The sequence below is a fragment of the Methylobacterium sp. SyP6R genome (genome assembly GCF_019216885.1).
GTDB lineage: Bacteria > Pseudomonadota > Alphaproteobacteria > Rhizobiales > Beijerinckiaceae > Methylobacterium.
In genome coordinates this window covers 1,335,825-1,349,995 of record NZ_JAAQRC020000001.1, presented here as the reverse complement: position 1 = coordinate 1,349,995, position 14,171 = coordinate 1,335,825, and the positions used below count along the sequence as shown (strand labels likewise).

6 protein-coding genes and 1 pseudogene are annotated in these 14,171 nt (G+C 64.9%); 2 read left to right on the top strand and 5 right to left on the bottom strand.

The features are described from left to right. Positions 1–23 precede the first annotated feature (23 nt). Positions 24–1,463, top strand: a complete 1,440-nt coding sequence (locus HBB12_RS06045; protein WP_236988527.1) for a YncE family protein — start codon at positions 24–26, stop codon at positions 1,461–1,463. A gap of 60 nt (positions 1,464–1,523) precedes the next feature. Here the strand turns inward: HBB12_RS06045 and HBB12_RS06040 are convergent. The 3 genes and pseudogenes from HBB12_RS06040 to HBB12_RS06030 form a co-directional block, all read right to left on the bottom strand. Beyond that, a pseudogene (locus tag HBB12_RS06040) lies at positions 1,524–1,619 on the bottom strand (EamA family transporter); the annotation flags it as partial. A gap of 1,386 nt (positions 1,620–3,005) precedes the next feature. Further along, positions 3,006–3,581: an SRPBCC family protein gene (locus tag HBB12_RS06035; protein WP_236988526.1), complete on the bottom strand. Its 576-nt coding sequence runs from the start codon at positions 3,579–3,581 to the stop codon at positions 3,006–3,008. A gap of 420 nt (positions 3,582–4,001) precedes the next feature. Further along, positions 4,002–5,192 (bottom strand): PGN_0703 family putative restriction endonuclease, encoded by a 1,191-nt coding sequence (locus tag HBB12_RS06030; protein WP_236988525.1) that lies wholly within the window; start codon positions 5,190–5,192, stop codon positions 4,002–4,004. An 846-nt stretch (positions 5,193–6,038) separates the two neighbouring features. Here HBB12_RS06030 and HBB12_RS06025 point away from each other — a divergent pair. Continuing rightward, a complete protein-coding gene (locus HBB12_RS06025) occupies positions 6,039–9,998 on the top strand; it encodes an nSTAND3 domain-containing NTPase (protein WP_236988524.1) in 3,960 nt (1,319 codons plus the stop codon). A gap of 284 nt (positions 9,999–10,282) precedes the next feature. On the opposite strand, the gene HBB12_RS06020 is transcribed toward HBB12_RS06025, so the two are convergent. After that, a complete protein-coding gene (locus HBB12_RS06020; RefSeq protein ID WP_236988523.1) occupies positions 10,283–10,996 on the bottom strand; it encodes a Fis family transcriptional regulator in 714 nt (237 codons plus the stop codon). Beyond that, positions 10,993–14,100 carry an N-6 DNA methylase gene (locus HBB12_RS06015; RefSeq protein WP_236988522.1) on the bottom strand — a complete coding sequence of 1,036 codons (3,108 nt, stop codon included), beginning with the start codon at positions 14,098–14,100 and terminating at the stop codon, positions 10,993–10,995. Before HBB12_RS06015 ends, HBB12_RS06020 begins: the two co-directional genes overlap by 4 nt. Between the last annotated feature and the right edge of the window lie 71 nt (positions 14,101–14,171).

Below are 14,171 nucleotides of genomic sequence, written 5' to 3'. Positions count from 1 at the left end.
CACACCCAGCGAGACGACATCCGATGCGACACCTCATTCCGGCGGCCCTCGTGCTCGCCCTTCTCGGCGGAACCGCGCTCGCGGGCCAGGCGCCTGGCCCCGCCTCGGCGCCCGACGTGCCGGTCGGCCCCCGCGACCGCTTCTATACCTCGGACCAGTTCTCCAACACGGTCTCGGTGATCGACCCCGCCGCCAACACGCTCCTCGGCGTCATCCGCCTCGGCGACACCACGCCCGCGAACCTGAGCCCGCTCTATCGCGGCCAGCTCCTCGTGCACGGCATGGGTTTCTCGCCCGATCGCAAGACTCTGCTCGCGGTCTCAATCGGCTCGAACTCGGTCAGCTTCATCGACACCGCCACCAATACCGTGCGGCACACGACCTATGTCGGCCGCTCGCCGCACGAGGCGTTCTTCACGCCGGACGGGCGCGAGGTCTGGGTCAGCGTGCGCGGCGAGGATTACGTGGCGATCCTCGACGCGGCGACGGGCAAGGAGACGGGCCGGATCACGGTGCCGAACGGGCCCGGCATGACGATCTTCTCGCCCGACGGCCGGTACGGCTACGTCTGCTCCAGCTTCAGCCCCGAGACGGTCGCGATCGAGGTCAAGAGCCGGCAGATCGTCGGGCGGATCAAGCAGGAGAGCCCGTTCTGCCCCGACATCGCGGCGACGCCCGACGGCCGCCAGGTCTGGTTCACCCTGAAGGATGTCGGCCGGGTCCAGGTCTTCGAGGCCGCGCCGCCGTTCAAGGCGCTCAAGACCATTGAGACGGGGCCGATCACTAACCACGTTAACATCGCCCGCACCAGGGCCGGCCAGTTCGCCTACGTGACGGTCGGCGGGCTCAACCAGGTCAAGGTGTTCCGCACCGACGACTTCTCGCAGGTCGTGACGATCCCGACCGGCGCGCTCCCGCACGGCCTCTGGCCCTCGGGCGACGGATCGCGGGTCTATGTCGGCCTGGAGAATGCCGATGCGGTCGCGGTGATCGACACCGGCACCAACGCCGTCACCGCAACGATCCCGATCGGCCAGGGCCCGCAAGGCGTGGCCTACCTGCCCGCGGCGGTCCCGGAGAGCGCGGGCGCCCCGAACCTGCAGCCCCTCGGCGCGGCCGGCCAGTCGAGCCGGCTGACCCTCGACGGGCCGGACGGCAAGCCGGTGACGCAGGTGACGTTGTTCGACCAGGGCGTGCTGCAGACGCTGCAGGCCGCGGTCACCGGGCTGACGCCGAAGAGCCCCTACCTGCTCGCTCTCTCAGCCGACCCGAAGGGCGCCGGGCCGCTGGAACCGCTCGCCGCCTTCATGACGAACCCTGCGGGCGCCGCCATCGTCAACGCGGTCGGACCGATCCGCCAGGTGACGCAGAACCCCAACGCCGCGGCGCGGCGCATCCTCGTGATCGTCGAGGGCAAGCCCGGCGAGACCGGTGCGACGGTCCAGGTGCAAGCCGCGCAGTAGCGGTGCCGAGGGGGCGGTCGTCGGATCGCCCCCTTCCGTTTCGGGGGGCCATCCACACGCCCGGTAGGCGACCAGCACGGCGCCGGCGGCGATGAGCGCGATGCCGAGCCAGTTCGGGGCGGCCAGCCGCTCGCCCAGGAACAGCCCAAAATATACCCCCTAATATGCTCGGGCACCTGCTAAGCAATCACGGCCCTCTGAAGTCCGCTGTCGGACGGCGAGCGACCATTCGAACAGCCAGTGGCGAAGGTCTGGAAATGGCGCATTGCGGCCAGCACGCATCTTCTGCTTGATGAGAGATACATCAAAGAAGGCCGCTTCTGGGTGGGTGTGAGCTACAGGTCGTTGGGTGCGGCCGAGGCGGCATGTTGGCAGAAGTCGCGTGGTCAGACGTGCCAAGTTTCAGGCACTTGGCAGGGCCGGGATCGGCGCGATTTCGTCGATGTGCCGCCTCGGGTGGTCGCGGTACTTCGCGTACCGCTCCCGGCTGGCTCACGCTGTTGATTGCGCGCGTTCCGCGATGCACCGAAGCCAGGTGTCGACGAGGCTTGTGAGCGTGTCGGTTAGGTCGGATGGCCACCAGGGTTCATGAACGAGGTGAAGGGACATGCCGATGCGGGTTGCGGTGGATCGCCCTGGATGAAGGAGCGGCGTCAGAGCCACGGTCAGCGCAAAGGCGGGAGTTCGAGTCTCTCCGTGAATGCGTCCGTCATGCTCCGTCGCGACTGTTAATTCCCAGTGTGATCGGCGTTGCGCTCGCAGAGGTCGACGTTCGCTGATGCCTGTTTCTTGGCAGCAGAAGGTGATCGCGCCTCGACCTTGGATGCCGATGTTGAGGTCGATTGCGATTGCGATTGCGATTGGGCTTGGGCTCGCGCCCTCCGGTGTGCGCGTAGACAGAAATGCGGCCCCGAGCGCGTGTGCGAGCGCGTGCGGTGTGACGTCGACTCGGCGGCATGTGGTGAGTGAGGTGACGAAGGGGGTGGGATCGGGATGGTGCGTGAACATCGTGTGGCGCCCGGTGGGTGGGACGCCGCACCAGTGCTGCGAGGCGAGCGCGTATGGGTGCCAGAGAAGTGGCGCCTGCTGTTGGCAGGCACGGAGGTGCGGACCAGATAAGTAGCGCCTGCCGCCGACGCTGGTGCGGCGCTGTCGGTCGACGGCGATTTTATAGACTATGGTAGCGCAGTTAGATACAGTGTGCCTTCGCATCACTTGCACGAAGCCATCAGGGGTTGGATTTGCTTGTTTATCCCGTGGCGGCTGTGTAAACCGTGCCGGTGTCCTGGAAGCGAGATCGGGGTGAATGGGTGCAGTACACCCTGTCGCAAACGTAGCGTTTGCTTGAAGCGCGCTGCACCGGTCTGTTGCGCGGGAGACGAGTGGTCGCTTGGTCATCCTGTGATCAGGGTGGGCGATCGCAAGTAGTGTTTGTATTGGGTGGCGTAGGCAGTTCTTTCGACGAAGTGTCGCCGACGAGAAGGCGCTTCACCCCGCAAGAGGGGATCCCGGAAACGGCGTGCGCTTCCGGGATCGTTCTTGCTAGCTAATCTGCAGCCGCTGAGTTGGGGTCGTTGCCTTGCTCAGAGTGCTACTGCGCTCGATGAGCCGTGTGAGGCGTTCTGTGGCTTCGAGCCAGAAGGTATGCAGATCGATCCGGCTGGTATATCGCCATAGAGTAGCGTTGTGGTATTGGAGCGTAAGCTTGTAGTCGGTGGAGACTACCGTGTCGTCCCGCTCTTGCTTTTGGAGTTCCACCTGTAGGAAGACCGGGTGCTCATCCATCATGCCCGGCACGGCGGATGTGTAGAATGCAATCTCCATACGGCTGTATGGGAACCACGTCTGGCAGTCTAAGACGTGCTCTACGCAGCTCTCGCTGTCCGCATGGCTTTTGGTGTACCAGACCATCCGGTCTTCGGATTCGAGGTAGCAGGAGACGAGATCTTGGTCCGGTGGGACGATCCAGCGCTTGAGCTGCTCCGGGTCGGTCCAGGCACGACAGATCTCGTTCCTGTATGCGACAATGGTTCGCTCGATTGTGAACGAGATCCGGGGCTCGACGGTTCTGTACCCGTCTTCTTTGAACGGAGGTAATGGTGGTGGTGCGTCGGTCATAGGTGCCCCTTAGACTATGTAGCCTTGATGTTGCAGACGAGGCCCATTCTAGGATCGCCTTGCGCCCCAGGTATGTTTATCTTGTCTGCTTGCTGAATATAGTCGTCGGGGATGTGTGCTATCATGCGGGGACGGCTAATTTTGCCGCCGACCTTCGTAGCGTTGTAAACCGCCCTTCTGTGCAGCTAGAGTTAGTAGCTATTCTTATCAGGGGTGGTGCCGATCGGCGCAGCGGATGTTTGTGCTTGTGCGTAAGTCGCTCGGACGAAGTCCGGGGCGGGCCTGCACAGTGGTGCGCGATGGTCGGGGCGATGAAGTGTTGGTGTCAGCACTCGTGCGCGGATCGGGTGCCGCGGGTGTAAGCCGTTCTGGGGCCGGCGCACGGATGGTATGCCAGTCCCAGTCGGTAGGTGAGTGAGTTCAGACTGCGCGCGAGACGGGCAGCCCAGGAGAACGGCTCGGGCGCCGGCGTGGCGCTCGGGTCTGCATGCGACGCAACGCCGAGGTGTCGGTTATGGGGGACACGGTGGCCTCAGCAGGTGTGCTTGCTGCGGCGAGGTCGAGTTCGCCGTCGACGAGCCACCAGTCGGTGTAGCGACGGTGAAGGGCGCGGGCGTGGTCCGGGAGGCCGGCGGTCGCTATGGCCGCGAACGCGTGCTCCAGCGTCGTGGGCACGAACGGTATTGGGCCCGTCTGCGGGTCCGTGAGGTGGCGCCGGTAGGTCGCCGCCGCGGCGTGCGCAGACTGGTTGTGGGTGGGGGCGATGAAGGCCAGGGTCGCCGTGTCCGCGAGTCCGGCTGTCAGCATCGCGCTCGCGAGGCAGTGCTGGCGGTAGAATTGCTGACAGGTGGCGCTTGTCAGGGTCGGAGCCTCGGGGTCCACGAGCAGGCCCGGGGTGGCGTGCGCGATCTGCGTGTGCCGCGGGTGGGGTGGGGGCGCGGGCTCGTGGCCGGGCTCGCTGTACTTGATCTCGATGCAGATCAGGCCGCGTGCGCCGGTCGTGTCCCGGCCGCGCAAGACGACGTCGTAGGCGGTGCGGTCGGCCGTGAAACGCGGGTCGCCGCGGCCCGGCGAGTGCTCGAACAGTATGTCGGTGACCTCCGTCAGCGTCCCCGGCAGGAACTCCGTGACGAAGCGGGTGGCCAGTGCGGGGTCGCGGGCGAGCAGGCCGAACAGGTTGAAGGCCAGCGGCTGGGAGGACAGCAGGTTCGTCTTGAGGCGGTCGATGTCGTAGGCCGCGCTCGGCTCACGGTAGGCGAGCGCGCGCGTGACCACCGGGACGATGTCTGGATGAAGGAAGTTGGCGCCGAGCGCGCCGGCCGCGGTCGAGATGCGTGAGCCGAGGCGCCGGGGGCGGTGCGGCTCGTGGCGATTGACGTGGGTGCCGATCGCGAGGCCGCGGTCCTCGCGCCAGAGTGCCTGCATGAAGCGGGCGGCGGCCTTGAAGCGGTGGTCGGCGGGGACGAAGACGCGGTGTCGGCGGCGGGCGGCCTCGGGGATGAGAGGTACGCGGTCGATGGGGCCGAGGCCGGAGGGGTCAAGAACAGCGCGGGCGGCCGCTGCGAGGGTGTCGGTGTCGGCGGCGGAAGGCAGGTGTGCGGTGATGTCCATCGGGTGAATCCTGGGTCAGGGCCGCGGGGGGCGGCTAGACCGGGATTCCCGGAAGGGGGCAGCGGGATGAACGACGAAGGGGACGGCGCGGCGTTGTCGGGAGCCACGCCGGCAGTGCGCATAGGCGTGGTTGCGCTGGTGCTTCGGCGCGGTCAACAGTCGAGGTGCTGGTCCGCCAGTGGACGGTCGCACCCGTCGTCGTCCATGTCGGCGGCGGTACGGCTGGCATGCCGGCGGGTGTCGGCGTAGGGGTGGTAGGCGCAGGTAGGGCACCACTGCCGCCACTCGGCGGGCTGGGTGCGCCTCGTCCCTGGTCTGGTTGATATTTTCGCGAAGATAGCGGGGTCCGACAGCAGGGATGCGCCCGCTGCCGTGCGTCAAAGCGCCTTCCCCTTCCGAGATGCGCCAACAGCAGTCACCGGTTCGTTGCCCGAAAGCGAACGCCAGCCGTTGCATGTGCGGGAGCTAGCGTCTTGAGAACGAGGGTTTTCGCGACGTGCCGGCTCACCGCCTGAAAACACGACATACGACGTCGTGAAAGTCGTCGGCGAATTATTGTCGTGGAATTAGTGCCGCTTGCATGACCCGCGACATGCGGATCGAAGATGCGCGCGTCCTTATATCGAAGAGTTCTTGGAGCAACACTAGTGAGGGAAGCGCTTCGCAGTGGCAGACAAATGGCCACCCATGTGCGGCAGATACTAAATTGAACCTGTCACCTTCCCGCCACGCCGTCTGGTCGGCCCTCCTGGCGATACGATCTACCCGACTCATCAAACCCTGGCTTGTGCTATGCCCGGCGAAGGTCGGACATAGCTTAGGCATCTGCAAGGCGAGTGAAGCATAATGACAAAGTTGGAGGACGAGCGCAGCGGGTCTGGGGGGCAATCAGTTGCTGGGTACGAGTATCAGATCGACGTTTCAGTCTGGCTGGCGCTCGACCTAGTGCTGGCCAGCAGGCTCACCTACGAGCTAGTGCTGGAGCCTGCGTCCGAAGAAGATATCGAAGCCGATCTCGCCGAAAATGAGCCGGGCCGCCTGACGAGCACGGCGGCCTTGGACGGATACCGCCTCATAGTTCAGGCCAAGCTTCGAGGCGGAGACGCCTGGACGGTTGCCGGAGTGAAGGCGCTGCTCGAACATGGCGATGCTCGACCTTCCGCCATGGAGCGACTGAAAAACGAGAAGTCCCGTTACTTGCTGGTCACCTCGGCGGGGCTGAACGGGGGTACGCGCGGTTTGCGCGTTCGCCGGGCGGGAAGCTGGCCGAAGCCGGGCGACATGCCCTCGACGATCAAGAGCGCCCTGCCTGCGGGCTCGGCGGGCCGGGTCGCGATCATCGGCAACGAGGATGAGGAGCGTCTTGCGACCGATATCAAGACGCTGCTTACGGAGAGCTTTCGGGTTCCGCACGCCAAGCTCGATGACTGCCGCAAGGTCCTGCGCGAGCAAGCGCGAGTCCGGATCGGCGGCGCGGGCGGAGGGCGCTGGACGCGCGTGCAGGTCGAGCAGATCATTCGGCGTTATGACGGCTATATCGCCAGCTCGCCGGAGCTCGACCACTATGTCCATCCCACGAATTGGGGCGAACTGCGCGCCGCGATGGACGAGCGGCACGCCGCGCTCATCATCGGGCAATCCGGGACGGGCAAGACGATGGCGACGCGCAAGCTTTATGACGAGCTGCGCAAGGAGGTGCCTGGCCTCGCGCGCGTGCCGATCACGCTAGGCCCTGACCAATTGCGCGACGACGTGACAGAGTCGCCCGTCCTCTATGACATTGAGGACCCGTGGGGGCGCTACGATTTCGACCCTAAGAGTCGGCCCTGGAACGATCAACTCGCACAGTTCTTCGCCAGGGCTAGCCCCGGCAGGATGATTGTTGCAACATCGCGGCTTGACGTCGCCCAGAGCGCTGGGGCGCTCGACACGGTGAAGCCGTGGCAGGTCGGATTGGAGGCCGAGCATTACGGCCAGGCGGAGCGCCGACGCCTGTACCGCACCCGCATCGATGCGCTGCCGCGCAAGCTGCAGGCGCTCGCGAAGGAGAGTGAAGGTTCGGTGCTGGCGGAGCTCGCAACGCCGCTGGAGATCCAGAAGTTCTTTGATGCGCTGCCGACCCTGGATGATAAGGAGCGGCGCAATCCGGAGGGTCTCGTGGCCGAGGCGATCCGGCGGGCGCATCAGGACTCGATAGAGCGAACCGTTGTCGATCAGATCGAGGAGCGCGGTGACGTGCGGGCGGCCGCCGTCTTGTGGGGCCTGCTCAAGGCAAACGACAAGCTCTCGTTGCGGCTGCTGCGCGAGATCGAGGAGCTGCTCGCCGAGAGCGGACCCCAGTTCGAGAAGGGCGTCTCGCCGCTTGTGACGTTCTTCGTGGCCGCTCGAAACCTGCGTCAGGCCGAGAGCACGATTACCTACTATCACCCGCGGGTCGAAGCCGGCATCGAGCAGGCGCTGGATCGGGACCGCTTGGTCGCTCGGCGGACCTTGCGCTTCCTGATCGACATCCTCGTGTCGCCTGATGGACCCGGCGAGGCTTGGGGTATCGCCGCCTCAGCGCGCCTGCTTCTCGCTGGCGAGCGCAAGCCGGAGCTGAAGCCGACGCCCTCGGCGGCGGCGCAGGCCAAGATCGACGCCTGGTTGGCATACGAGCTGGCCAAGGGGGGAAAAGCGTTTGAGAACAACCTCAGCCTCGCCGCGGCGGCAGGGTCGACGGACAGCAACGTCTCCGAGATCGCGCGCTTTCTCGTTCACCGGCCGGATCACACCTTCGGATGGATGCACATCTGGGGGCCGCCGGAGCACGACGAGGCATGGTACGGCCGGATGCGGGCCGACCCAGCGGTCAAAGCGGTTATCGGGACCTTCATCCGCGATGTGCTACCGCACGCCCGCAACGACTTTCGGGCGCGCTTTGTCACCGAGGCGGAGCGGGTCGCGCCCGGTCTGACGCCGGCGTTCCTGGCTGCGGCGGCGACGGCCGTGCACTATGGCTTTACACACACTTACGACGCCATCGCGGAAGGCGCGCTGGGTGACCTCGCCGGGTTCGAGGCTATCGTCGACACTGCGGTTGTGGTACGCACGCCCAGCGCCGCCGACCTCAGACGCTACGCCGAAATCAATCTCGCGATCACCAACGGTGAGTACAGCGATGACTATGCCGAGCACCTCAACGATAATGAGGATGGCTGGACTGCGGGCGAGTTCCTTGAAGCCTATGTCCAGCGCGTCCGAGCGACTGTCGGCTGGCGTCATCTGGCCGAGCATCGGCATCGGGACCGGCTGCTCTACTACTGGTTCCGGGAGCTTGCGAAGGATGAGGCGCTGGATACGGGCGAAATCGCTGGAGCCTTCGCGGTCGGCCGCGGGAGTGAGGACGAGGACGATCTCTGGCACGTCCTGGCCAAGGCCTGGGACCCCGCCTTCGAGCCTGCGCTGGTGGAGCGCGTGCTGGAAGGCCATGCCGAGCCGCAGGTTCGTCTCGCCGCGTTGACGTGCCTCGCCGAGCGCGCGGTCGAGCGGCTGCCGGCAATCTGCCAGCAACTCGCCGATACCGGACAGGAAGGCCGGCTCGTCGAGATTGCGATCACCCTGGGCGAGATGCGCCGCAAGCGGTCGGACTTCGACGGCAGCCGGCATGGGGAGGCTGCGGAGCGCGCGGTAGCGCTCCTGCCGCCGCTTCTCAAGGAGGTCAGCGACGCCGGATTCGCGCTCGAGACCAAGGCTGTGCCCACCCTTTCGGACGGCGTCCGCGAGTTCTTAGCACGCGCCGGATCACCGACCGAGCAGGTGCGACTGTTCCGCATCACCCTGGACGAGCACCTGCCGATGTTCGTCCCCGACGATGTGCGGTGGCTGCTGGCCAATACGGACGAGGCGAGCAGCGCCGTCGAGGCGATCAAGGCCGCGATCCGGCACGGCATGACAGCTGAGATCGAGGCCGGGCTGTCGCACCGGTTTGCAGCCGTGGTTGCGCAATCGCTTAGTGCCGTGGCGGCGCCGCTGGCAGCGCCGCTGCCTAGGGCTCTGCTGGCCCTCGCCGACCACAAGGGCAGCCCTGTCCGCAAGGCGCTGGTCGAGCTGCTCGACTTCAAGCCTCACGCTGACCACCTCCCAGCGCTGCTGGTTCTGGCGAAGGATGACTGGTCGCCTCGCTCGTCCTACCAGGGCGAGGAGGACGACTACCCCATTGCGCAGGCGGCGATCGGCGCGATGGGGAAGCTCGGGCCTTTGGAAGACCGGGTGGCCAACGAGCTCTACCGGCTGGCGATCGACACGCGCGACTCCGACATCCGCTATGAGATATTCGCCCTGCTCGTGCGCGCTGCCGATCCTGGCTTCCAGGGGCAGCTGTTCGACCTCGCCGTCAACCCTGGGCGGCGTACGGTTCGCGTGAATGCCGCCGGAGCCCTGCTAGCGGGTCATGAGCAGGTCTTGCCCGAAACGTTGAGCCGGATCACGCCGCAATTGCTCGCGACCAGGATCGAGGCGGTGGCCTCTCGGCTGCTGCTGCTTGTCGCGTTGCGCGCCGAGATGGATCAGGTTCTCAAAGCCGCCGAGGCCCTGTCCACGATTGAGAAGCGCCGGGTGCTGTTGCTTCTCGCCATCTGGATTGTACGTGAGCGGGACGCGAGCGTGGCGGAGCGGATCGCGCGAATGCTGCCGGCGAACCACGCCGGTGTGAGGTGGGCGCTGGCGGGCGGCAAGGGCAAGCTCGGCGACACGGCTCTGGACGATCTTGGCGACCCGACCAGCGTCGAGCATGTCCTTTTGTTCATGGGGCCGAAGAAGAAGCAGTGAGCGTGAGTGGGATTGAGCTGCCGGACGAGGTGACGACGGCTGTCGCGGAGCTGTGGCGCGTGCTCGGAAGAGCACTTATACCAATGGCCCAAGATGCTGACGCATTGGGCCATTGAACCATCCCGAATTTTCGATGCCAAGCCAAAGGCTTGACGAAAATTCGGGAACGGAATCAAAGGTCGTTTTCAACGACCGTTGGTATTACAGAGGATCAACTGCAAGCTCTGCTTGATCGCGGACTGCGGCTCCCTTGAACACCGACGGACGGCGTGGGGGCGGAGCTGTCAGGCTTTTGGCTTCTTGGGCTTCCCGGTGGAGACGGGGTAGCCGAACGCCAGGAAGAAGTGGGACACGTTAATGGTGCCGTGCGGCGGCGCAAACGCTGCATCCCGCTCATGCTCCGTGTCGAAATCGGCGGTCGTGAATAAGGTCGAAGGCCGCGTGAAGTGATCTCCGGTGGCGGTCTTGCGAAGCCTCAGAGTCGTCGCAAGCGCCGTGTGCCCGAGCGCCCGTCGGATCGGCGGCACGACCTCGTCCTCGGGATCGAGCAGGACGCCGACCATGGCGGCCACTGACTGCCGGCGGCTGTAGATGCCGGTCACGAAGCGCCCCAACCCTTGATCCTGCAGGTAATGATCGCGGTGGCGCTTTTGACGGCCCAGGCGCTTAAACTCAAAGACAAGCTTCATGTCCTTGTCTTGATCGTTCCAACCATAGGCAATGTCGGTCCGACGCTCCTCGATCATCTCGCCCGTAGCCGGGTCCACGGCTCCGATGATATCTTCCGCCGCCCACATCCCTAGGAGTCCGCGCCGCGGCGCAACGTAGTTCTCGATGTAGACCTTCAAGCGCTTCGTAAGCGCGTCTTCCTTCGTCTTCGGGTTGAAGTCGCGAAGGGGGCGCGCGGCGAGTTCGGTCCAGGCTTGGCGGAGCGCCTCGACGGCCTCGGTGGCGGGCTGAATTGGGAAGGCGGTGCGCCAGTCGTCGGCCGAAGTCACGAACTTACCTCGGACTTCTCGCGTGAAGCGCGCGCTTGCACTCTCCGGACGATCTGCTCGGCATCGCGCATCGCCTGACGGATCGTCCAACTCCGATGCATGAGCGGCCGCACAAGGTAAAGAGCCCCGTCAATCCACAGATGAGCGTCTGGAACCAAGGTCAGGAAGTCGCCCGACGGGATCGCACGTAGCCCTGCGGCCCGCAGCTGCGCTAAAGTTTGCAGCACGAGCTCGTCGCTAACGTCAGTATTGATGACGGGCGCTTCCGTGATGTTCTGATCGTAAGTGATCCGAACGATTCCCGACGGTCCTGCGCGCTCTGGGTCGCTGGCGACTACATCGACAAGGAACCGGCCCTGGCCCTTGGTGCGATTGCGCCACGAGGTCAGGGAGTCGGCCAGGGCTTGAGCGTAGATCTTGAAATCGCCTGCATCGGCGAGATGCTGTGCCGGCGTGTCCAGGCTCTTGAAGCTACGAGGCCGGATTGAGGGCATCAGGACCTTAACGGTCTCGCGGATTAGTTTGCGCTCGGGATCGGTCAGCTCGAAATAGTCGAACACCGCGTCGTCGAGATCGTCCCGGATCTGACCATAGCGCGGACCCTGCTCGAGTTCCGGCAGCTGTCGCAATGCTTCGAGGTGCTCGCCAACCTGCGCGAGGGCAGCTTGCGCCATTTCGACGTTTGGCGCGCTCTCGGGCGGGAAGAAGGGAAAAGTTTCGACATCGGCTAGGTGAACGCCGTTACGTTCACACAGCATCTTCCAGCCGCGCATCATCAGGAAGTAGCGCGCGAGGGTGGATCGTAGATAGACGGCGGCGAACTGAAGGAGCCTCGCGTCGTCCTTCGTCTTTGACGCGATTACGCCAACGCTGTGCGTGAAGCTGGCGGGGGCGTCATAGTAGGCGGCCCTGATATTCTGCTCCTCCTTGGAGAAGCCGTCCGGGAAGAGAACTCTCGGGCCATCGAACACCGCCAGCACGGCCTCGTTCAGGCCGACTACGGTCGAGTGGTTGGATGGCCACGGCCTCAGGAGATCGGGGTGCAGGACTGGGGAACCCGCGCTCAACGCCGTGATCGGTACGAAGGGCAGGTCACGAAGCGGGGCTGAGCTGACCGCCTCGCGGCTTTTGTCCTTGAGGTGGATGCCTTTGCGATAGACCCAACGCCGCTCGTCGCGTTGACCTTTCCAGAAGTCGGCGAAGGTCCCGCGAAGCGACAGGCGCGTCCAGATTGCGAGATCGCTGGCGTCGCCCCACATATTGGTGACGAGGAGCTGCGGGTCTTCGGCGACCGACCGTGTCTGCAGGATATGCCGGTCAGCCGACTGCATCGTGAGGCGGCCGAGCGCGAGGCTCAGATCGGCCTTCGGTACGAGGTAATCAAAGGTCTCGCGGAACGGGATCTGCCGCGGCAACACCCGCTCGCGACGTTTGCCGACGAACACATGGCATGTGTTCTCCGCCGTGGGGAAGATAAGGCCCTGAAGATCGCCAAAGTTGATCAGCCGAAGAGGTTGAACCCGCTCCAGAAGGTGCGAGACGAAGCTCGCACTGGAGCCGCCAAGGAACTGCCCGATGGGAAGAATGAGGCAAGTTCGGCCGTCCTCCTCAAGGAAATCGAGCGCTCGAAGCGCATATGCGCCGGCGATCTGGCGGCGGACGAACGGGGCGCCGGCGTCCTTGGCCCAGGTATCCGCAGTGATCTCCGACTGGCCCTCCGGCTCCGCCCAGGGCGGATTGGAGATAATGAGCGAAAAGCGCTTGTCCGCGAAGCGATGGCTTTGGCGGAAGAAGTCGCCATGCTCGTGGCCGTGCGCAAGATTGCTGTTCTGGAGTGGCGGGAGCTTCGCGCCCTCCCGCTCCTGCGCCTCCAGGATGTCGGCGGGATCGAGGCCTTCGAGCAACGACAGGTAGAGGCTGAACGCGGTGACACGGCAGGCCATGAAGTTGATGTCGCCGCCGAAGATGCGAAGCTTTAGCAACTTGCCGCGCTCAGTGAAGCTGAGCGGGCGCCCCTTATGGGCCTCCGTAAGCGCGATCAATCGCCGATAGGCGGTGGTGAGCAGGATCCCCGAGCCGCACGCGCCGTCGAAGATAGTTTCTTCGAGCGGGTTATCGGAGGTGAGGAAGGCCTGACCGACCGCGAGCATCGCGAGATTGCGAGGCGTGTAGTAGGCGCCTTCCTTGGCCTGTTGCTCAGGCGTCAAGAACTTCTCGTAAAGGCCAGAGAGCAGCTCGACCGGGATGTAGCTGAAATCGTAGTTCCAGAAGTCGCCTTGCCCGGTCTCCATATCGGTGCGGCGGAGGAACTGGTTCAGGATGTCGAAGCCGTCCGCCGAGAGGGCCGCCCAGGGATCGTGGCGATCGTCGCCAAGGAAATCGCCGTTGAAGTCCGCACGCAGCCGGTCGATGAGCGTCCGGACACCGCCTCGGTCGCTTGAGGCGACGAGCTCGTGGAGCTGTGCTACCGAGCGCCGCTCCCGATAGGTCGGGCCGACAATCTCTCGATGCTCGAGGTAAGATACGAACAGCACCTGCCCCATCAGGAGCTCGGCGAGGCGGCGGCGGTCCTTCTCAGGCGCGCGGTCGAGGCCTTCGGCAGTCAGGTTCTTGACGGCCGTGGACAGGTTGAACAGGAGCTTGCGGTCGACGCGCGCCTGGACCTCGAACCACTTCGGCTCGCGGCGCGACAGGTTCGCAGTGGCGACGTCCTGGGCAGAGAAGGGGCCATCTGGGCGCGCGTCGCTCAACCGAAGCCGTTCGCCGGCCTTCTTCAGCTTGCGAGCTGGAAGTGCGAGCGCTTCGTCGCCGCGCACCTCGATGACCACGGTCGCTAGGTTCTGGTTCCAGATGCGTTTGCGGGCATCGTCCAGTCCTCTGGGACCAAGAAGCCGTCCATCCTCTTCAATGAAGACGACGGTGGGCACGCCCTCTACGTCAAACACCGCCTGAGCCCGAACGGCTCCGTCCGGCTTCAGCAGGGCTTTGATTTCGAGTGCATAAGGGTGCGTTTCCGGGACCCCTTCGCCGCGGACATGCAGCAGGCCCGGCTCGGCCGTGTAGCCGAGTCGCTCAAGCCATCCCTGCACCGCTACGGGGATCACAGCCACACCTTCCATGCTGGTCGGAATAAGAACAAAACTGAAACATCAATGCCTGATGATGGTTCGGCTCG

What these genes read in the sequence shown, in the direction of transcription:
- HBB12_RS06045 (WP_236988527.1), top strand. Translation starts at nt 24, where the DNA reads ATGCGACACCTCATTCCGGCGGCCCTCGTGCTCGCCCTTCTCGGCGGA.
- HBB12_RS06035 (WP_236988526.1), bottom strand. Translation starts at nt 3,581, where the DNA reads ATGACCGACGCACCACCACCATTACCTCCGTTCAAAGAAGACGGGTAC.
- HBB12_RS06030 (WP_236988525.1), bottom strand. Translation starts at nt 5,192, where the DNA reads ATGGACATCACCGCACACCTGCCTTCCGCCGCCGACACCGACACCCTC.
- HBB12_RS06025 (WP_236988524.1), top strand. Translation starts at nt 6,039, where the DNA reads ATGACAAAGTTGGAGGACGAGCGCAGCGGGTCTGGGGGGCAATCAGTT.